This is a genomic window from Microcoleus sp. BR0-C5, assembly GCF_036705045.1.
Taxonomy (GTDB): domain Bacteria; phylum Cyanobacteriota; class Cyanobacteriia; order Cyanobacteriales; family Microcoleaceae; genus Microcoleus.
In genome coordinates this window covers 14,253-35,727 of sequence record NZ_JAUBTR010000044.1, presented here as the reverse complement: position 1 = coordinate 35,727, position 21,475 = coordinate 14,253, and the positions used below count along the sequence as shown (strand labels likewise).

General features: G+C 46.3%; 13 protein-coding genes. 10 read left to right on the top strand and 3 right to left on the bottom strand.

Annotated features, from left to right (window positions below):
• The 3 genes from QUB08_RS20300 to QUB08_RS20290 form a co-directional block, all read left to right on the top strand.
• The coding region (locus QUB08_RS20300) for a S8 family serine peptidase (protein ID WP_333226520.1) at positions 1-3,970 on the top strand (3,970 nt) is incomplete at its 5' end.
• 329 nt (positions 3,971-4,299) lie between these two features.
• On the top strand, positions 4,300-5,661 hold the full coding sequence (locus QUB08_RS20295; protein WP_333226518.1) for a cytochrome 450: 1,362 nt from the start codon (positions 4,300-4,302) through the stop codon (positions 5,659-5,661).
• Between the two features lie 260 nt (positions 5,662-5,921).
• Complete coding sequence (locus tag QUB08_RS20290) at positions 5,922-6,467, top strand: hypothetical protein (RefSeq protein ID WP_333226517.1); 546 nt, start codon at positions 5,922-5,924, stop codon at positions 6,465-6,467.
• A 492-nt stretch (positions 6,468-6,959) separates the two neighbouring features.
• Here the strand turns inward: QUB08_RS20290 and QUB08_RS20285 are convergent, their stop codons facing one another.
• Positions 6,960-11,804 (bottom strand): SdrD B-like domain-containing protein, encoded by a 4,845-nt coding sequence (locus QUB08_RS20285; RefSeq protein ID WP_333226515.1) that lies wholly within the window; start codon positions 11,802-11,804, stop codon positions 6,960-6,962.
• A gap of 532 nt (positions 11,805-12,336) precedes the next feature.
• On the opposite strand from QUB08_RS20285, the gene mtnA reads away from it, so the two are divergent.
• Genes mtnA through QUB08_RS20270 form a run of 3 tightly spaced genes read left to right on the top strand, consistent with a single transcriptional unit; the run spans position 12,337 to position 14,785 of the window.
• Positions 12,337-13,398, top strand: coding sequence for an S-methyl-5-thioribose-1-phosphate isomerase (mtnA, locus tag QUB08_RS20280; RefSeq protein WP_333226513.1), 1,062 nt, complete (start codon positions 12,337-12,339; stop codon positions 13,396-13,398).
• A 37-nt stretch (positions 13,399-13,435) separates the two neighbouring features.
• On the top strand, positions 13,436-13,924 hold the full coding sequence (locus QUB08_RS20275; protein WP_333226511.1) for a type IV pilin-like G/H family protein: 489 nt from the start codon (positions 13,436-13,438) through the stop codon (positions 13,922-13,924).
• Between the two features lie 3 nt (positions 13,925-13,927).
• Positions 13,928-14,785: a rhodanese-like domain-containing protein gene (locus tag QUB08_RS20270; protein WP_333226509.1), complete on the top strand. Its 858-nt coding sequence runs from the start codon at positions 13,928-13,930 to the stop codon at positions 14,783-14,785.
• Positions 14,786-15,036: 251 nt separating this feature from the next.
• On the opposite strand, the gene QUB08_RS20265 is transcribed toward QUB08_RS20270, so the two are convergent.
• Positions 15,037-15,384 (bottom strand): hypothetical protein, encoded by a 348-nt coding sequence (locus QUB08_RS20265; protein ID WP_333189233.1) that lies wholly within the window; start codon positions 15,382-15,384, stop codon positions 15,037-15,039.
• A gap of 241 nt (positions 15,385-15,625) precedes the next feature.
• Between QUB08_RS20265 and QUB08_RS20260 the strand changes: the two genes are divergently transcribed.
• Positions 15,626-16,585, top strand: coding sequence for a cation diffusion facilitator family transporter (locus tag QUB08_RS20260; RefSeq protein ID WP_333226507.1), 960 nt, complete (start codon positions 15,626-15,628; stop codon positions 16,583-16,585).
• 204 nt (positions 16,586-16,789) lie between these two features.
• On the opposite strand, the gene QUB08_RS20255 is transcribed toward QUB08_RS20260, so the two are convergent.
• Positions 16,790-18,211 (bottom strand): TIGR03985 family CRISPR-associated protein, encoded by a 1,422-nt coding sequence (locus tag QUB08_RS20255; protein WP_333226505.1) that lies wholly within the window; start codon positions 18,209-18,211, stop codon positions 16,790-16,792.
• Between the two features lie 103 nt (positions 18,212-18,314).
• On the opposite strand from QUB08_RS20255, the gene QUB08_RS20250 reads away from it, so the two are divergent.
• The 3 genes from QUB08_RS20250 (at position 18,315) to csm2 (ending at position 21,452) form a co-directional block, all read left to right on the top strand.
• Positions 18,315-18,620 carry a CRISPR-associated protein Csx3 gene (locus QUB08_RS20250; RefSeq protein WP_333226503.1) on the top strand — a complete coding sequence of 102 codons (306 nt, stop codon included), beginning with the start codon at positions 18,315-18,317 and terminating at the stop codon, positions 18,618-18,620.
• A gap of 32 nt (positions 18,621-18,652) precedes the next feature.
• A complete protein-coding gene (gene cas10, locus QUB08_RS20245) occupies positions 18,653-20,935 on the top strand; it encodes a type III-A CRISPR-associated protein Cas10/Csm1 (protein ID WP_333226501.1) in 2,283 nt (760 codons plus the stop codon).
• Positions 20,936-21,041: 106 nt separating this feature from the next.
• A complete protein-coding gene (gene csm2, locus QUB08_RS20240) occupies positions 21,042-21,452 on the top strand; it encodes a type III-A CRISPR-associated protein Csm2 (protein ID WP_333226499.1) in 411 nt (136 codons plus the stop codon).
• Positions 21,453-21,475: the final 23 nt, after the last annotated feature.

Below are 21,475 nucleotides of genomic sequence, written 5' to 3'. Positions count from 1 at the left end.
AACTCCAACACCTCCAACTCCAACACCTCCAACTCCAACACCTCCAACTCCAACACCTCCAACTCCAACACCTCCAACTCCAACACCTCCAATACCTCCAACACCTCCAACCCCAACCCCAACACCTCCAATACCTCCAACACCTCCAACCCCAACCCCAACACCAACACCTCCAACACCTCCAACACCAACCCCAACACCTGCTGCAATTACCGTTAATCCTGTAAGTGGATTAATCACCACAGAATCAGGGGGAACAGCAACATTTGATGTCACACTCAACAGCCAACCTACTGCTGATGTCAAAATAGATTTAGAAAGTTCCAATACAGCAGAAGGAACAGTTTTACCTGTATCGCTGACTTTCAATCCGGGTAACTGGAATGCAGCGCAAACGGTGACGGTAACAGGTGTTAACGACAATGTTGCTGACGGCAATAAACCTTACACGATTTTTACTGCCCCTGCTGTTAGTACGGACAACAATTATAGCGGCTTAAATGCAGCCGATGTCGCTGTTACCAATAATATCCCAGCCAGAGACTTAGCTGAAAACACTGCAAGTACAGCCAAGGAAATCAATGCAGCTTCTAGTTTCAGAAATTACCCCGATGCAGTCAGCACTAACGATCCCGATTACTACGAATTCACTTTAGGTGCTGAAAATGACTTCAATTTGTCAGTCAACGGAGTCAATCAAGATGTCAAAATAGAATTGCTTGACAGCAGTCAAAATGTCATTTCAACTGCACAAGATTCTGGCATTGCATCAAAGTCAATTAACCGCGTTTTGGAACACGGCACTTACAAGGTGCGAGTTTCTTCAGTTAATAGTGTAGAAACTCCCTACAATTTAAACTTGTCTGTTATACCTCGTCTTCAAGGTGTCACAACCACAGGATATGAAGGCCCTGCCTTCACAGCTTCGCAGCCAGTTGCAAGTCCCCAAAACAATTCAGGAAGCAGCAACAATCTAATCAATAACAATCTATCAAGTACCCGGTTCGAGAACTCTTTCATATCTTCAGTGCTTTCTAGTCGTATTGGTGGTAACAACAATAACCTAGAATATTTTGGTAGTTTTGACGCCAGCGGCAACGACCCCTATCCCGAGCATAAGCGCGATGCAAGTGTATCCAGTAAACTGATCAATCTGGATAAATTCCGCGCCACCCCGCGTTTTTCCGGTATTGACGGCCGCGGTTTCTCGGTAGCGATATTAGATACTGGCATCAACTTAGATCACCAATTCTTTGGCCCTGATACTGACTCTAACGGCATCGCCGATCGCATCGTTTATAACTACGATTTTGCCGACGGCGACGCAGATGCAAGCGACCAAGACGGACATGGATCGAACATTGCTAGCATTATTGCCTCCCAAGACCCAACCTATACAGGGATGGCACCTGGGGCTAATATTATCGACCTCAAGGTGAGAAAGGATCCTCCAGCTAATGTAGGAGACGAAATTAATAAGTTTCCGTTTGTAGAACAAGCTTTGCAGTGGGTATTGGAAAATGCAGACGCTCAAAACATTGCCAGCGTTAATATGGCATTCGGCAGCGGTGAAAGTTATTCCAGCGCTATTTCACTCTACGGAATTGGAGATGAACTGGCAGCATTGGCTGCAAAGAATATCATTGTTGTCTCTTCATCAGGAAACCGTTACTTCGATAACCAGAATTCTCCAGGTGTCAACTATCCTTCAGCCGATCCCAATTCCCTATCGGTCAGCGCGGTATATAACTCCAACATTGGTAGTTTTCAGTATCGAAATTATTTTGGCGATGCGATCGCAAATACCACTGCTGCCGATCGCATAGCTCCATTTTCTCAGCGTAACGGGGCATTAACCACAGTGTTTGCTCCGGGGGCACCCATCACCGGGGCTGGGGCTGGCCTACCTGGCGAGTTCACAACCCCCTCTGGCGCTCCCATAAACATTTATCACGGTAGCAGTCAAGCTACAGCCCACATTGGGGGCATTGCAGTGTTAGCCCAACAGTTAGCACAGCAAGAATTAGGCCGCCGACTGACACCAACCGAGTTCGCCAATCTTTTGAAAGCAACCGGTGTCACCATCAATGACGGCGACGACGAAGACGACAATGTTACCTATACCAATTTTGATTACAAGCGCGTCGATGTGATGGCTTTGGCCCAAGCTATTATCGGCAATCGCCCCCCACAAGAGAAAATTCACCTGGGATCCCGGTACACTGCTCTCAATGTAGACGTTCCTAACGTCTACACGGACCCGGATGGCGACCTACTCACCTACACGCTAACCCAGACTGACGACAGCTCATTACAGAGCAATCCGAACAGCAGTTGGCTTGGATTGTCGTTTAACTCTGCCGCAAACACCATCCAGTTCACCGGAACTCCCCCAACCAACTGGGGAAACTTCTACGCTAAGTTAACAGCAACAGACCCTGATGGTGCGTGTGCCAGCCAGATCATCCACATAGTGAACAGAGGAGATGGCTGGGTCATCGACGGTTACATTTCTGGGGCGACAGTCTTCCTAGATGCCAACAAAAACGGCATCAAAGATACCAACGAACCATCCACCATTACCGATGCAAGCGGTAAATATAATCTCAATATTGCCTTCGAGACTTTCGACACCAACAAAAACGGAGAAATCGACCCATCAGAAGGTAATTTAGTTGCTACTGGAGGCACTGACACCGCCACTGGCTTGCCCCTAGAAACGCCAGTAACCGCACCACCAGATTCTACTGTTGTCACCCTCTTAACCAGCTTAGTCGCCGACTTAATCGATAAAGGAGTTGCACCCGAAGCAGCACAATCTCTGGTCAAATCTGCTCTGGCGATTCCCGCTGAATTTGACCTGACTAGCTTCGACCCCATAGAAGCCACCAACAACAATGTACCGGGCGGTGTCCAAGTCTTAGCAGAAATGGTGAAAGTCCAAAACTTCATCACTCAAACTAGCGCTTTGATCGACGGTGCTTCCAGCGCAGCCAATACCGATATTGTCAAGGCTGTTGTCAGTGCAATTACGACTTCAATTCAATCGGGTACAGTTTTAAACCTGAGTTCTTCAGCAGCTTTAGAACCAATAATTCAGCAAGCAGCAACTCAAATTCTGCAAATTGACTCGAATTTCAACAGTCAACAAGTCACCCAAATTATCTCGCAAGTTGCGACTGTAATGGCAACAGCAAATCAGCGCATTGATTCGGCTGTCTCCAACTCAACAGGAACATCCATTCCTGAAGCAGTAGCCCGCGTCCAACAAGTAACTTTGGGCGCAACAACTCAAGACTTCAAAGCAGTCGGTGCGGGAACTAAGACAATTTCCCAGGTAGTTACTGAGAATACTGGTGCTGCTTTAGATACCAAAATTCAAGCTGTGATATTACCTGCTGGGATTGCGACTCCTGTTGTCACCGGCGATGCAGATTTGGGCAGCAATTCCCCCGATCGAATTCTCGGTACGAATGGCGACGATATCCTGACTGGCGACAGCGCGAATAATGTTTTGATGGGCATGAGGGGCAATGATTCCCTCGACGGCGGGGTGGGGAATGACACTCTTTTCGGGGGCAAGGCGAACGATACTTTACTCGGAAGTAGCGGTGATGATGCCTTGTTTGGCAATCGCGGTGCTGACATTTTGAACGGCGACGATGGCAGCGATATTCTGCTGGGAGGTAACGGTGATGATTTGCTGACTGGCGGTTTGGGAAGTGATAGTTTGACGGGAGGTGATGGCAATGATAAATTCTTGCTATCTAGCAATTCAGGTATGGATATTATCTTGGATTTTGAAGATGGTAAAGATTTGCTTTCTCTAGGCAACAATCTTACTTTCTCCCAACTGTCCTTTACTCAAGAAAACAGTACAAGTTTCATCCGTTCCTCACTAAACGGAGAAATTTTAGCTGCTCTGAATGGGGTGTCGTCCAGTCTAATTAATGTCGCCGATTTTGGCTAATTTTAATAGCAAGTAGTCGCACATAACTACGGTTTATGTGCGACTCTCAGAGATAGGGTCTAATACTTGAGAAGCAGAAAGTAGATCTACTTACCAGGAATCGTTATAAATTACACTCACTCTCCGGAAAAAGGTTAGACTTGAGCGCAGACATATTCAGTAAAACTATATCTATATTGCCACTGCGTTTACAAATAAAGATGGCTATAGTTATACTTACTGATTTTGGTTGGCATTTAAGTGGGATTCAATACCCGCTCAATTGCCGCTCAATACCCTCTGGCTGCTAAATGCGAAGCGCGTTATGGCGAAGGATTCTCGGAAGAATTATGATGAACCTAAATTTAGATACTATTTTCTCATCGCTGATGAACCCAGCCCTGAACGAGTTTCAGGTTTGGGCTTTGCAAAACCCGGAAGAAAGTCTCAGCAAAATGATGCTACCCGCGATCGCCCTGATTGAGGGTTTGATTGCCAACGAACCCACCTATTTGCAGATAAAACGGCTGGCTTTTGGAGCCAACTTTTGCTGCGCGGGGCAAGTCGTGATGGGAGAGTTTACAACGCTGGAAAAAGCACTCACATCGCCCCAGGCGCGCGGATGGCGGCTTGGTACTTCTGTACTCGATCCCGATCGCGCGCCCAACCAAGATGTCGGCGGTAGGAACCTTTTCCTGCTGTCTTTGTCCGATCGCGCCACTGATGCTAGCAGCAACCACGCAGCATTCCGAAGCTGTATGCAGAAGTATCTGTTCAATAGTGCTACAACGGATCGGCAGGGAGACGAAATCGCCCGACGGTTGCTGCTGAGGCTAGCCACAGATTATGCCGAGATGCCGCACGGTGCGGGGGGAGCGTTTTTTACCGATGTCAAGCGCGGTTGGATGGGATTTTTAGTCCGATATCTGCACTACGTCATCTTTGGGATTAATCCAGACGATACAGAGTCGATCGAACTTCTCACCGAATTGCATTACACCCGCCAAAGCCCGCTGCATTACTTCGCCGTCGTCGGTAGCCTATTGCAAAGCCTGAACCTGTTTGGACACGGGGATTTGTCCACTCTAATCGAGCGTGCAGCGACTATCTATGAAAATTCCCCAGCTTTAGCCGACTTCGAGGAGAGCTCGGAAAACAACGGCATGACTAAGCGCGAATTGGCAAAGCTGATGACATCAATTATGGGAATAGCGGGAATGCAAGGCCCCCTGCACCTAGGCCACACGGCAATGGGATACCGCCCTCTCCCCGCCTATAAAGGACAGCAGACAGCCGAAATTAACCCGACTGAGTTTTGGGATCGGCTCGATTTGGACGATCGCCAGTCGATCGAGCTGTTCCTCCTGGAATGCGCCCGCCTCTGGGCCCCCGTCAGCGCCACCCACCGAGTCGCCACAGAGCCTTTCACCGCAACGGTAGCGGGCAAAGAGCGCACTTTCCCCGCCGGAACCAAGGTACTGATACCGCTCAGTTTGGGGCTGCTAGACGAGGGTTTCTGGGGCTCTACGGTATACGAATTCAACGCTAAGCGGGAGAATCTGTGCCCTTTTCATATGGGTTTTCATTCGGTGGGCGATCGTAGCGCGGGACGGATTTGCCCAGCTAAAGACATCGCCCTCAAGATGCTGGTGGATGTCGTGAGTACGGTAGGCCAAGTGCGACGAGCCTCTGAGTCTAACTTGGGGCGGTAATTAATCCAAAAGCTCGCATCAGATAGCGGTTGAAACTGAGATATTACACAATTCTCAAGAACAGGCTGTCCGGCCTGTTCCACAAGACATTAAGTTTATTGTGGGGTGTCCCGCCCGCCCTTGAATAACTTATTGGCAATGGTGCAACATCTCAGTTGAAACCGCACGCCACACAAAAGAAGTCCGATCGATCGACTAAGAAATCAAGGGGGTATCTAATAGGAAACCAAAACACAACTATTTTGAGGATAAATAATACCATGTTAATCGAACAAAAGCAACTAAAAGACATTGCGAATTGGATGAAAGTAAAACATCCAGCGGAGTTACCTGAAGTCCTGCAAGGTATCTTTTTTATGGACGGGAATGTTTTACCAGACGATTGTCTGACGATGTACAGTTCAGACTGGAATGCTGACGAACGGACGTTATTGCTGCGCGTTTTTGACCCTGTTATCTGGACATTTCATTCATCAATGGCGGGACGGATGTTACTTTATTTAGTTAAATTTTCTCGCTTCAGCTACTTGTTCCGATTCTCGGATGCAAGTTTGCAGCACGGACACATTACGCCGATAGTGTTTGGATGGTGTGTACCGCCGTGGCTGGTAGATTTTTTGATTGATCGAGATCCAAACACTCCGAATGGAGATATCTGGCATCGCACAAACTCGTTTTTCGGCAGACCTGCTGACAATGGATATATACTCCGCAGGGTTGTAGACAAAGATGGGAACTACACATCAGCGTTTCCAGATATGCTGTCCAAAGTGGAGAGTGATTGTTTAATCATTGCCCAAGAGTGAAAATATTTAGGAAAACTACAAAACCCGCTTAATTAGGCGGGTTTTGTCGATCGAAGTGGCGGGACTTGAACCGACGACCTCTACGATGCCAAGTTTGAGGTGATATCGTTTTCGGTTGTATCGGAATCATAAAATCGAGTCAACAATTAACACTCAACCATTCTATTTTTAGACCCCGAGTTATATCAACTCCGGTAGCATCGGAATTAATATTACCCACAGGTTGGACACGGCGCTGTGCAACCGAAAACGATATTACTTCTGGCTCATCAGAGTTTATTTGCCATGATTATACAGCGTATTGGAGGTTCATAAAGTAGTAGGGAAAAGGCAATGCCTTTTCCCTAGGGAGATTTATGGATCAGGGGTGTACTTCACAAACAACGTGGAATCTGCTGTAAGATGTTTAGTTTCACCCTTTGTTTATTTGCCAACAGTCTCTTAATCCCTCGTCCCTACAATATTCTCACCTAATTAATTAGGTCGATCGCACTACAGGAAAGCAAAAAAATCTGTGGCAGTAATCACGCTTGCAGGCACATTGTTGAGAGTTGCCAAAAGTTGCCCGGAACCAGTAACTCGGATGAGAGTAGAAGTATTCTCGGCAACAATGCTCAGTTGCGAGAAATCCAGACCACCAATTAAGCCGATCGAATCGAGGCCGTATTGAAAGTCTAAAATAGTCTCGCTGCCGAGGTCAATACCCAACATAAATCGATCGTTCCCGGTACCTCCAATCAGAGTATCATTCCCCTGATCTCCAAACAACCAATCGTCCCCAGCACCGCCGAGCAAACTGTCCTCATCCTTACCGCCGTAAAGAGTATCGTTCCCAGTATCCCCGTTGACAGTATCCTGACCTTCATTGCCAAACAACAAATCGTTGCCCAAACCGCCGCATATTTGGTCTTGTCCGCCAGTAGAACCAATGGGGAGGGGGCTACCAATATCCCCGTACACTGTATCTTCCCCCTCGCCGCCACAGATAGTATCACTGCCTTCATCGCCAAACAGCAGGTTGCTGCCCAATTCGCCGACAACTAAGTCATCGCCCTTGCCGGCACGCACTGTATCATTACCATCACCACCTGCGATCGTATCTTGATTTTCCTGACCGCTGAGGAAGTCATCCCCCGCCAAACCGAATAGCAAATCATTGCCAGTCAAATCCGGGTCTAACGGGTTAAGAGTTCCCCCGTAGATACTATCATTACCCTGGTCGCCAATTAAAGTATCGCTTTCTTGGTCGCCAAAAATAATGTCGTCATCTTTTCCGCCGTAAACAACATCCTCGTTCTTGCCAGCAAAGATTAAATCATCTCCAGCAACCCCATTGAGGTAATCATTACCCTCATTGCCAAACACCAAGTCCCTGTCTATATCTGGGCCAACCGGGAAAGCACTGTTAAGTCCCCCGTAAATATTATCATTGCCCTGTAACCCTGCCAACAAATCATCGCCGTCAAAACCATTTATTTCGTCACCGTTATTAGTGCCGAAAATAGTGTCGTTACCGTTAGTACCGTTGCGGGTATTAGTGACAAAAATTGGGCCGCGAATACTGCTAAGGCTGGGTAAAACAATTTGCGAACAAATGCAGTCAGCATCTTGTCCTTCTTGCGGTGGTGGTGGTGTTGGTGTTGGTGTTGGTTGGACTTGGGCGAAGAAATTGCCAAAGTTAATATTGTCAACATTAGTGCCGCTGACAGCAATAATATCAGCAGGATTGGCAGTAGTTTGCGTCCAACCAGGTTGATTTACTTCCCTAACTCGATAAGTTCCCGGTACTAAATTAGCGAAACTATAGCCACCCAAACTATCAGTCGAAGTATTAACTTCTCCAGCATCTAAAGAGTCATTGCTGTTAGCGTCAAGGAAGATTTGCCAGTTCGGCAATAGCGGTTCTTGATCATCCAAAACCCCATTGTTATTGAGGTCATTAAATTTGCTGCCGGAGATGCTAATATTTTGAAAATTGCCAAAATTAACGTTCGATCGACTTTCGGCACTACCCAGATTAACCGCGGCCGGATTAGCAGTAGTTTGCGTCCAACCAGTCTGCTGCACTTCCCGCACATTGTAGGTGCCGGGATTGAGGTTGTTGAAACTGTAATTACCAGAATTGTCAGTGGTAACAGTAGTTTCGCCATCATCTAAAGAGTTGTTCCCGTTAGCATCGAGGAAAATTTGCCATCCCGAAAGACCAGTTTCCTCCGCATCCTGAGTGCCGTTGCCGTTGCCGTCGTTAAATTTAAGACCGCTGATGCTGCCTTGCTGTACGGGAATCGGAGGCAGAGGCGGAGGGGGTGTCGGAGTTGGAGGGGGAGTGGTCGGAGTGGGAGTGGGAGGGGGAGTCGGAGTAGGTGTGGGTATGGTTTGGTTGCCAAAATTAACGGTAGCAGGAGTAGTTTGACCTGCTGTCAGCGTGACTGCAACCGGGTTAGCCGTAGTTGTTTGGCTTCCAGCCGGTACAACTTCCCGGACGCTGTAAGTGCCAGCCGGCAAGTTGGGGAAAGTGAAACTGCCACTAGGATTAGTACCCGTGGTAACGGAAGTTTCACCTGTATCTAGAATGCCGTTACCGTCAGTGTCGAGAAAAATCGTAACTCCGGGGACGCCAAGTTCTCCGGCAGCTTGAGTGCCGTTGCCGTCGGTGTCGTTAAATTTAATCCCGGTGATGCTGCCCAGCGGTACGGGTATTGCTTGGTTGCCAAAATTAACGGTAGCAGGAGTAGTTTGACCGGCTGCCAGCGTCACCGAAACCGGGTTGGGAGTTGTTGGCTGACTGTTTGCCGGCAAAACTTCCCGGACGCTGTAAGTACCTGCGGGCAAGTTGGGGAAAGTAAAGCTGCCGCTAGCATCGCTGGTTGTCGAAGTTTCACCTGTATCTAGAATGCCGTTACCGTCAGTGTCGAGAAAAACTGTAACTCCGGGGACGCCAAGTTCTCCGGCAGCTTGAGTGCCGTTGCCGTCAATGTCGTTGAATTTAATCCCGGTGATGGTACTCAGCGGTGCGGGTATTGCTTGGTTGCCAAAATTAACGGTAGCAGGAGTAGTTTGACCAGCAGCCAGCGTCACTGCAACCGGGTTAACCGTAGTTGTTTGGCTTCCAGCCGGTACAACCTCCCGGACGCTGTAAGTACCTGCTGCCAAGTTGGGGAAAGTAAAGCTGCCGTTGGCTGCGGTAGTTGCGGAAGTTTCGCCGGCATCGAGGATGCCGTTACCGTTAGTGTCGAGAAAAACTGTAACTCCGGGGACGCCAAGTTCTCCGGCAGTTTGAGTGCCGTTGCCGTCAATGTCGTTGAATTTAATCCCGGTGATGGTACTCAGCGGTACGACAACGGGAACAGGCTGTGCGGAAAATTCCGAAGTGTTGCCGGCGGCGTCGGTTGCTGTCGCGGTGATTAATTGACCTGCGGTGACTGCTGCTGGGAAAGTTTGATTGAAAGCAGCGTTGCCGGCGGCGTCAGTAGTTACCGGGACAGAAGCGATGAAGGTTTGGCCTTGGGTGCCGGGGGGAGTGTTGGCGAAAAATTGGAGGGTAAACGGGGTACTGGGAGTGCTGTTGTAAGTACCCGCGACGGTGACGCTGCCAGCGCTGGCGGTAGCGGTGGTGAGTACGGGGGTGTTTTGGAGGTTGTTTGCACCGGTGTCGGCGTCGCCGGCATCGTTGGCGGTGATGCCGTTGTTGGCGAGGTCGATGCCTAAGCCGGCGTTGGCGAAGATCGAGTTGTTTTGGATGCTGTTGCCGGTACCGGCGAGAATGTTTACTCCTGAACCGAGGTTGCTGGCGATCGTATTTCCTTGACCTGCTGCTGTACCGCCGATCCCATTATTGTTTGCGAGGTTAATCAATATCCCAGTAGTATTGGGCAGCGGAGTCGTACCGTTGGCCCCGACGCCGATGAAGTTGCCAAACAAGGAGTTGTTGACAGTGGTGGGGTCAACAAGGGCAACACCGTTACCGTTGCCGGAAATAATGTTGCGGGCGGCTGGGGTTGTCCCGCCAACAATGTTGTTGGTTGCACCTCCCTGGATGGCTACGCCGAAAGCAGTATTAGGGACAGGGGCGGTGCCGTCAAAATTAGTGCCGATGAAGTTGCCTGTCAGAATGTTGTTCGTGGCACCGGGATTGAGAATGACCGTACCGCTATTGGTGTTGCCGGAAATGACATTTCCGCTAACAGTGTTGTTCGGTACGCCGACGATGGTAACGCCGCTGGCGTTGGGCAAGGCGGCGGTTCCAGCAGCGTTGATGCCGATGTAGTTGCCCAGCACTTGGTTGCCCCCTGTACCGCCGACGATGACGATACCGTCGGCTGTATTCCCAGAAATGACGTTGCGATCGCCCGGTGCACTCCCGCCGATAATATTATTGCTGCCACCATTCTGAATGGCCACGCCAAATAAGGCGTTGGGCGAGGCGGCAGTGCCGGCGCTGTTGATGCCGATGTAGTTTCCCGCTACGATGTTGCCGTTGCTTTCAAGGGAAATGCCGGTGTTGCCGAAGCGGTTAACGATCAATCCGCGCAAGGTGCTGCCACCACCCAAAACGCGAAAACCGCTGACACCAACTGTATTGGCTCCATTGATTTCGATCAGCGGGGTGCCGGCGAACCCCGGTTGGCTAGTGCCGTCGATGATGGTGGGAACGTTAATATTTGGCAAGACAGTCAGGGGCGCGATCGTCTGCACGCCTGCACCGGGAATGGCAAAGTTAATATTGTGTGGTGGTGCGGCAGCAGCATTTGCGTCAGTAATCGCTTGTCGCAGCGAACCCGGCCCAGCGTCAGCGGTATTAGTAACAGTAAAAGTAGCCAATGTGTGTCCATAGGCTGCCATTACCTCTGGCTCGATCGCCAATCCTGTTTTAATTGCTCCAGTAGCGTATTCAAGTAACCAGTTTCCGCCTTTTTTGGCACTCCCCGTAATATCTGAAGAAGCGGCAATATTAGCTTTTGTTAATTTGCTCAGCTTTTGTACAAAAGCCTCTCCTTTTTTACCTGCTGCTACGTTACATCCGTATAGCAGAATTTCAAATCGATTTTTAATTGAGTTGACAGATGACGAAAACCACTGTTTCAAACAGTCGCGATATGTTTCTAAATTGTCGGAATTTAGGCTAGTTTGCCCTAGCTGCAAACTTCCCGATTCCCCGTGAGAAATAATGTGAATGCTTTCTATGCCTTTGCGGTTCTGCAGTGCTTCGGCAATTTGTTCGATGCCGTCTCGGGAGCGATCGACTAAAATTACCTCCATCCCCGCTTTAACACCGACCGCCAGACTCTGCCAATCTTCAACTGCTGAATCTACGAATACTATTTGTTGGTTTTTCATAATTACTGTTCCCCCATGCACCTAAGTAGGTTTTCAAAATGTTGTTTCCGTGCGATGATAGTCGCTACTTCAATCCACCACAAATACGGCAATCACAAAACCTGCCTTCAACTTAGTAAAAGTTATACAGACAAAGCTTTACAATTATCTATTTTTGTGATTCTTGTAAATCTGTTGGAGCTGGAAAGTTGATCAATCGCACTTTTTCATTCTCAACTTAAAAAAACCAGACCCCAGGTACAGCTAGCTTGTTCCCGATTACGGAAATTTTTCAAAAAACGCAAGTATAATTTACACAACTTAATGTACGGTTTTTTACTAAGTACACTCTTGTGAAAAAGAATCAAACTCTACGCAAATTCCAAACCCAGAGAGTGGTAGGTATGCAGCCATTCTTCAATCTCAAATCTCCAGTCTCGAATCTCAAACCGCAGGGCTGGGATTTTGGCAAATTCAGCGTATCGCTCATAACATAGAGGAATAGTCGCCTTCATGGCATCATAGAAACTTGTCCCTCACATAATTGAAATAGATGACCGCTCAAAACTCCCCAGTTTCCCCCGTCACCTGGATAGAAGACCGAGTTGTGCTAATTGACCAAAACCGATTGCCGAAAGAATACGGTGTAGTCGAAATTAGCCGCTGCGAAGATATGGCTGAGGCGATTAAAACTATGATAGTCCGAGGTGCTCCGGCGATCGGGGTAGCAGCAGCCTACGGGATGTATTTGGGGGCGCGAGAAATCGAAACGGGCGATCGTACCGAGTTTTTTACTAAACTAGAACAAGTTGGCGAGTTATTGCGATCGACTCGTCCCACTGCGGTTAATTTGTTTTGGGCCATATCGCGAATGCTCAAAACTGCCGAGAGAACTAGCGGTTCTGTCGAACAAGTGCAAAAAACTTTGTTAGAAATGGCCAAAACCATTCAAGCAGAAGACTTGCAAACTTGTAAAGATATCGGCGACAAAGGTTTAGAAGTTCTGCCAGCGACACCTGAAAAATTGAACTTATTAACTCACTGCAATGCCGGTGCATTAGCAACTGCCGGCTACGGTACTGCATTAGGTGTATTTCGTTCTGCTTGGCGAGAAGGAAGACTCGGAAGAGTTTTTGCAGACGAAACTCGGCCCCGTCTCCAAGGTGCAAAACTGACCACTTGGGAATGCGTGCAAGAAGGAATCCCCGTCACATTAATTGCCGACAATATGGCCGCTCACTGCATGAAACTCGGCATGATTCACGCAGTAGTTGTCGGTGCAGATAGAATCGCTGCTAACGGCGATGCCGCCAATAAAATTGGCACTTACAGTTTAGCAATTGTTGCCAAAGCCCATAACGTCCCCTTCTTTGTCGCCGCGCCTCTGTCAACAATTGATTTTGAACTTTCCGACGGCAGCAAAATCCCCATTGAAGAACGCGATCCAGTTGAAATGTATCAAGTTGGAACTACGCGGATTTGTCCTGTGGGAGTCGAATTTTACAATCCCGCTTTTGACGTAACTCCGGCGGAATTAATATCGGGAATAATAACAGAACACGGCACGGTTGCTCCTGGGGCTTTGAAACAGTTTCAGGCAAAACAATTAGTTTAATTATATGTTTCTCAACTGCTCATTCCACCTGTTCTCTGTGAAATTAAGCAGGATTTATAGCAGCAGTAACTGGCAGCTCAAAGTTGCACTCGCAGCTCTAACTCTGCCAGTTGTTTTCAGTCCTGTCTCGGAAGCTCAAGTGTCACAAACGCTTAAAGCTAAGAAATCACAAGCGAAAAACTTTGTGGGTTCTATGAATAAAGCCCAGCAAGTTTACTATGCTGAAAAAGCAGGCTTTACAAGTTCTGTTTCCAATCTATTGGTTTATCTCGGTCTCCAAGTTAAACCTAACTCAGCCAATTACAGCTACTCGATCGGCATGGTGAAAAAAGGTGCTGTATTTAACTACGGAGTATCGAAGCAAGCTAATCTCAAAAGTTTTGTGGGGGGAGTCTTTTTGGTGGGAAATAAAACCCAAACAATCTTGTGTATAAATGCTGCTCCTGGCAAGACTAAACCAGCTAATCCAACTAATACCAAAGGGGTTTTAGCCTGCGCTGCTAATACAGCAAAAGTTACTCAATAAAATATGTCTAATTTACTGGGTAATTTAGCAAATAACTGGATAGTAAATGCAGATTTAGCTAAGCAATTTCTGGAACAAGAAGCGACTTTACTAGATGCTCGCGCACACATTTTAAAGTGGTTTTGCCGTCTCCCACCAGCTATTCCCGTAACTTGGCAGGAATTTTCGCGTTCCGACTTTCCCCACAAGGGAAAAATTATCGAAAATAACACAGTTTTAACTCAAAAACTGCAAGCAATTGGTATTTGTCAAGACAAACCTGTCATAGTCGTTGCCGATTCCGTGAAAGGGTGGGGCGAAGACGGGCGAATTGTTTGGATGCTGCGGACTTTGGGACATGAAAAATCTGTTTTTGTAGATGGAGGATATCGGGCTTTAATCAAAGCTGGAATTAATCGAGTAAAAGGTGCAAACAATCCCCCCGAAACAGGAGATTTTGTAATATCTCGCCGCTCGAATTGGGAAATTCACCGGGATGAATTGAAAGCAATTTTAGGAGTTCATAATTTAGTCATTATTGACGCAAGAGAGCCGCGAGAATATGCAGGTAAAACGCCTTACGGAGAAAAGCGGGGCGGCCACATTCCCGGTGCGGTTCACCTCTATTACAAAGAGTTAATGGACAAACAGGGACAACTGCTGAGTCGTGGGGAAATTGTTGCTATTTTGCAGCACAAAGGAGTTTCGCTGTCAACTCAAATTGTGAGTTATTGTAGTGGGGGAATTCGCTCTGCATGGTTGACTTGTGTGTTGACAAATTTGGGATTTTGTGCTAAGAATTATTCAGGTTCAATGTGGGAATGGTCGGCTTCGCCAGCAGATAGCTATCCTTTGTCAGTAATCCTTTCACGGGCGGGCTAGAAGCCCAACCGCTACTCCCCCCAAGAAAATTTAATGTTTGTGGAACAGGCCGGGAAGCCTGTTCTTCTTGAAGAAGTCAGGGCTCTAAGGATCGCGAATTAAATAATTTACACAAGGAAAGTGGGGAGTAGGGGTTGGGCGTCCCGCCCGCCCTTTCTGGACGGGCGGGACGCCCATCCCACAAGAACCATCACGCATTGTAAGTTATTTAATTCTCATTCCTAAAAGAAGAGCGTTTCAGGTTGAGAATCTCAACCGACTTGTTCGATATACTGAGCGAGATCGTCGCGCAGGCGGCTGAGTTCGGCTTCGGTGGTGACGCGCACGCGATCGTCCCTAACCGTAATCAGCACTTTCGCAGCAAAAGGAGTCGGCCAGATATTCGGGTTGCAGAAAACTTCCAAAAATACATCTCCTGCATACCGATATTCCATCGGTTTTTGGGGAGAAGCTTTAGCGCCAGCGGTTTTGGCTGCTACAGCTTTCAAGCTTTCCATCAAAGCTGCAATTTCGTTTTGCAAATCCCGCGCGGCTTGCGGGGAAAAGCTAAAGGAGACAGAACCTTCGACTAAATTCAGTGTCAGCGGAGAAAGAGACATGGGCAATGAAATTTAACATACTATTGTTAATGATAAAAAATATAGTAACCTAAAAGAAGTACCTGCCAACTAAATTGGGCGGCGAAACTGCTATTAATTAAAATTTGTCTCAAGAAGCTAGGCTAAATTAATGAATATAAATCTAGTCGCAAGCTAGATTCAGCAATACTTTTAACCTTTTATGACTTGATAAGCTTTAAACTAGAAACCAGAAAACTTGACGGTCGAGCGAGGAGATTTTATGGTTGCCGATAACCGTTCCGAAGTCCGCAAGGTTTTAATAATTACTTTATTACTAAATTTGCTGGTGATGGCAATTAAAGCAGCCGTGGGATGGCTGACTGGTTCCCTCAGTTTGCTGGCAGATGCTTTGCACAGCGTCACGGACAGCGCTAATAATATTTTAGGATTGGTAACTAATCATTATGCCAATCCGCAGCCCGATCGCAATCATCCTTACGGACACCAAAAATTTGATGCTCTCGGAGCTCTGGGAATTGCTGCTTTTCTGGGAATTGCCTGTTTTGAAATTCTCAGCGGTGCTGTCGAAAGGCTGCTCAAAGGTGGCACAGTTGTCAAAATATCGCCAAATGAACTGTGGATTTTGCTGATTGTACTGGGGATTAATATTTTTGTCACTTTTTACGAGCGCAGAGTTGGCCAACGTCTCGGTAGCGCGATTTTAGTGGCTGACGCTCAGCACACGATGAGCGATGTTTGGGTGACAATTATGGTGATCGGCGGGTTGATTGGTGTTTGGCAAGGGCAGGTTTGGAATATACCTCAATTACAATATCTGGATGTGTTTTTGTCTTTTCCTGTGGCTGTTTTGGTATTTAGCAGCGGTTGGAAGGTTTTAAGGGAAAATCTGCCTTGGTTGGTGGATGAAATGGCGATCGCACCTGAGATTATTCATGCGATCGCGATCGATGTACCGGGGGTTGTCAACTGCCACTCGATCGCCTCCCGTGGCGTTGTAGGGCGTCAAGTATTTATTGAAATGCACATGATTGTCGATGCTGTCGATGTAGAAACAGCTCACCGGATTACAGAAGAAGTTGAAGCCCGTTTGGAAGAACGTTTCAGCCCTGTACGCATCTTAATTCACGTTGAGCCACCAGCTTACCAATCCGACCAAATTAGCTACGATTCTCAAGAGAAGGAAGAAGGAAAGAGGAAGCAGGAAGGAGAAAAAATGTAGGGTGTATCCCCAGCAAACAGCAGCTTGAGGGATGAAGGAGGAAGGCGATTTTTGCGATCGCAATTCCTCTAATTTTTTAAATGCTATCGAGGGGATTAGAGCGATCGCACTTAATTGAGTGGCAGTTTTCCACAGGAAAAGGAGGGTTTTCCACAGAAATCAGCAAGTTTTCCACAATAGCTTGGATAATTATCGAGCAAAAGACTATTGGTACAAGTTCCGAGTTTTTTGGATTTCTACGGCCATTTTCTGTCGCAAGTCCCAAGGTAGCAGAATTTCGACTTCTGAACCCAAAGCGCGCAACCACCTCAGCGGGTAGTAGTCTGTCACTCGGTAAGTGACTTGGTAGTAAGCATCGTCGGTTGGGCGAGACTGGAGGATTTGTAAAAGTGCCGATCGATGTTCTGGGTTGGGAGTATACTGTTTGATTAATGTGGCGGCGCGATCGCAGTCTATGGCGGTAAAAGTATGGTGAATGCTGATTCCCTGCATATAACTTTGATGAAAAGTGCGATCGAACCGCAATACCATCAGCGCAGTTTCTTTATAAAAATCGCAGCCCCAAGCTTCTTTTAACATATCGTTAACTGTTTTGGGAGTGGGCAGGTTATTTTCCTGATATTTTTCCTTGAGTAATTGGGGAACCCGAGAATCTTGCCAATCCAAGGATTCTAGACGTTTTGAAATAATGCGATCGAGCCGATATTTGTACCAATTAATTTCACCTCTCGGGGTGCTGCCGTAGGCACACAAATATTTAGCTCGATCCATAAAGTAAATACAAACAGGATAAACAACGCACTCTTTAATCAGATTTTGATGAGCGCTGCGATAAGTTAATAGCAAAGGAGCGATATTTTGAGAATCCCACATTTCCTGCAACTCGCTCTGAAATTGATCGACAGCATCTTGCATGGGACTGGATTCGGGTACGAGATAATCAACGTACAAAAAGACGCGGTGATTATCTTCATCAACTACCTCTTCTGAAAATTGGTCGGCTAATAAAGGCAAACTTGGGTCTAGAAAACTAAACATCCCCAAAGTAGCAGCGAGATAAGCCTGTGTTTTTGGAGTCAAATTGCTGTCTGTATTGGGGTTTTCTGTTGGGCTGGAAAATGGCGGTATTGTGTCAACTCGGCGGTAGTTTTTACTTCTACCCGTCACGCTGGTTAACCGTTGCAGCAAATTCCGACTTACCAAGAAATCGAAGTCATTTTGCAGCGATTTTCGCACCTGAGCGAATAACTTCTCTGCTAAGAGCTTGTCTAAATCAGCACCGGCAATAGCTATTTGTTTTTGCAAAGAATGCCGCCACTCGTTTACAGATACATTCCATTTTGTCAACCACTGTTCCGTTGTTTTGTTGCAAGCACAATTAGGGTCTGAATAGTTAAGAATATCTTCCTGCTTTTCATCTTTGTAATTTTTGCCAAAGAAAGCTTCGCGCCAATCAGCATAGGTAAAGGGGCTGCTAAGGGCAATATATCCCTCGTCGCTGTACAGCCAACTTACCAAAACCCATAACCTGATGGCGCGGGTGAGATTTTGCATTTGGTCGAGAGTTCCGTTGGCGAAATCCTCTAGGAGTCTGGGGTGTGGCGGATTGCGAAATGTTGGGTTCATGGTGGGTTGAGGGATTTAAATTGTGTTTTATAGGGTAAGGGCGATCGGAAGGGGGTGTTTCCGATAGTATGCAATAATCCGGGAGATCGAGTGGGAATAGCTGATGACTACTTACAAGATTGAACTTCAGGGTGAAGTGTTAAAAATTGGATTTGGAGAAGCTGCTCAAAACGACCAAATTGTGCGAGATGCGGCGGCTCGTTTGGCAGAAATGAGCAATTCTGGAGAATTGTCGGGAGGGCCGCTAATTAAAATTAATGGGCCGGCATCTGTACCTGTAGCTTGTGTTTTGGTTCACAAAGTTTCTCATCTTTACGGTGCAGTTGGAGTTTTCGATCCCAAATTGGGGAAATATGTAATTGCTATTACTCACAATCCTGAGTATAATTTGGGTGACTTAGTTGATTGATAGTTCGCTAGGTAATTGAGGAAATTTTAGATATGACATCACAAGAAGTTGCTCTCCAAGTTATTCAGCAAGCTATCTGCGCTTTAGCAGATTGGGCTAATAAGGCTAAATTACCCGCTCAATGTCAGTTTTTTAATGAACATCCAGCAGTGACTAAAGCGAAAGAATTATTGTCATGGAAAAAGCCCGAAATAAGTTACTTGGGGTTGCTATTTGATGATGTCAAGTTTCCAGATAGCAAAAACAGAGATTTTAAATCCCACTATTGTCCGGCAGTGGCGATCGACGCTAGCGATAATTCTTACCCGTCGATTCCTTATCCATTGACAAAACCTCCCGATTTAGAAGAATATAAAGAAAATGTCAAAAAAGAGTTAAAAAATCTTCGGGAACAAGACTGCAAAAACTTATCACTGCTAACTCTGATTTTAGAGAAGTACGGTTCTTGTCTCAGCTTTGGCGAGGGGAATATTGCTTTGATAGATATGGCGCGATCGACTGCTGCGGTAGCCTCTGCTTTGGTTGACAATCCTGATGCAATTGCGATCGGTTTAATTGCCGGCGATTTATCGGGAATCCAAAAGTTTATTTACACCATTGCTTCTGACGGTGCGCTGAAATCCCTCCGCGCTCGAAGTTTTTATCTCGAATTAGTCACTGAAGAAATTGTTCAGCAGCTTTTGGAAGAGTTAAAGTTACCCCGTACTAATGTTATTTATGCGGGTGGCGGTAATTTATATTTGCTGGCATCAAACGATACGAGAAAGGTTCAAGCTGCTTTAGGTAGGATTCGAGAGCGATTTAATACGTGGCTAAAAAATACTTTTCAAGGTAAACTATTTTTAGCTCTTGATTATTTACCTGTGCGAACTACAGCTCTAAAAACTAAAGAATTTGCCGCTCTCTGGACACAAGTAACCAAGAACCTCGCCAAGCAGAAACTCCGCAAGTTTGAAGGTCACATTCATGACTTTATCCAACCCAAACCGAGTCATGAACCTTGCCGAGTTTGCAATCGCGATGATTTGCAAAGTCTCAAAATTTTAAATCGCTTTGATCCTGATTCGTCTCGTGCTTGTTGGATGTGTCGTACCATGTTTGAGCTGGGGGATGAATTGTTTGATGTTAAGGCAATAGTGCGCTCTAAGCGATCGAATATTAAAGGCGGAGTCCAAAGAATTTATTTGCCAAATTTTTATTACTACTTTTTTCAAGAAGGCGAACTAGCCTTACAAGTAGCTAAAGATGATGAAACAGTCTTACTCGTTAACAATTGGGACTTAAAAAAATATCACAAACATAATACTGTACCGTTGTTATTGGGAAACTATGCTCAGCGAAACGAAGAAGAATCGGGTTTTATCCGAGCAGGTGAAATGGCAGAGAAAGCCAAGGAAGCAGGAGCGATTCCTAGAGTTGGTTACTTGCGGATGGATGTAGATAGACTGGGGCGGATTTTTGCTGAGGGTTTGGGTGAAAATCAAACTTTACCAAGATTGGCTGGACTTTCTCGCCAAATGAGTTACTTCTTTAAAGTCTATCTCAATAGTTTGGCAAAAAACCGCAAGGAGAATTTACTAGAAACTCGAAACAGTGTTAATATTTTAGAGAAGGCAAAATGTTTAACCGAGGGCGACCGCCCAAATCTCCTCTTCATTTACGCGGGTGGCGACGATCTATTTGTCAGCGGTGCATGGAATGAGATAGTTGAATTTGCCTTTGACGTTTACCAGTGTTTCCGAGCTTATACGGGAAAAAATTCAGATATTACATTATCTGGGGGAATTAGCATTGATAGTGCTAAATTTCCTCTCTATCAAGCGGCTAAAACATCGGGCGAGGCAGAAGAAGCTGCTAAAGGCAATGGTCGCGATAGTTTGGGTTTGTTTGGAGGTAAGTTTAAATGGGATGAATGGTTGGGAATTCAAGAAAACTGGGCTGTCATAGACCAGGAGATTAGAGACTACTTAAGTCCAGAATCTAAACCTGATTTGTGGGGTATATTTCCCCTTGTCGCTCGACTGAATAATCGAGAGATCAACTACTCGCGGAGTTTTATTCGCAACCTATTATTGACTGCTGAACTTCAAGAAAATATGCTAAAAAAAATTCAGGATCTAGCGGAAGAGCAACAGAGGGAAATTCGCTATTACTTACATTTGCCAAAGATAGTTTACACTCTGGCGCGACTTCCCAGCAATAAAGTCCAAGAAGAAGATGATTATTTTTTGCCCGTGCGAACTTCTCTGAAAAATCCGTACAACGCGCCTTATTTTAGGGCTATCGCAACTTGGCTTGAACTACTAAACCGTTAATATCAAAATGCCTGAACCACCTAAAAAAGTCAATTCTCTAAATCTCCCTAATCCTGGAAATATAGAGGAAAAAAAACAACTACACACCTCGGCAGACAAGACGGTTATGTCCACTGAACCGCCTTTAGAAATTACGAAAAGGATAGTCAAAAGAATTACTGGATTAGAAAGTTTAAAAACTTATCCGATTCGTGACTTGGTTAAACACGCCGAGGAGTTTGGTCCTTATTTGAAGCAGCAACGATTAGAAACTAATCAGGTTCGCAAGTTCCTCGACGCTGTGAACAAGATGAAAGTCACTTTGGCTCAAACATATGACTTTTCCAAAATAGAAACTGAAGTAGTTCTCCTCAAACCAAAACTAGCCTACGCCGCAGCCAGACAAAAAGCTGCAAAACCCATGAGTGATGTGATGTCACCGGCGATCGACAAAGTACACAGCACCGAAGATTTTGAGCGTCTCGTTCAACTGATTGAATCAATTATTGCCTATCACAAAGCAGAAGGTGGAAAATAGCTATGCCTGTATCTCTTACACAA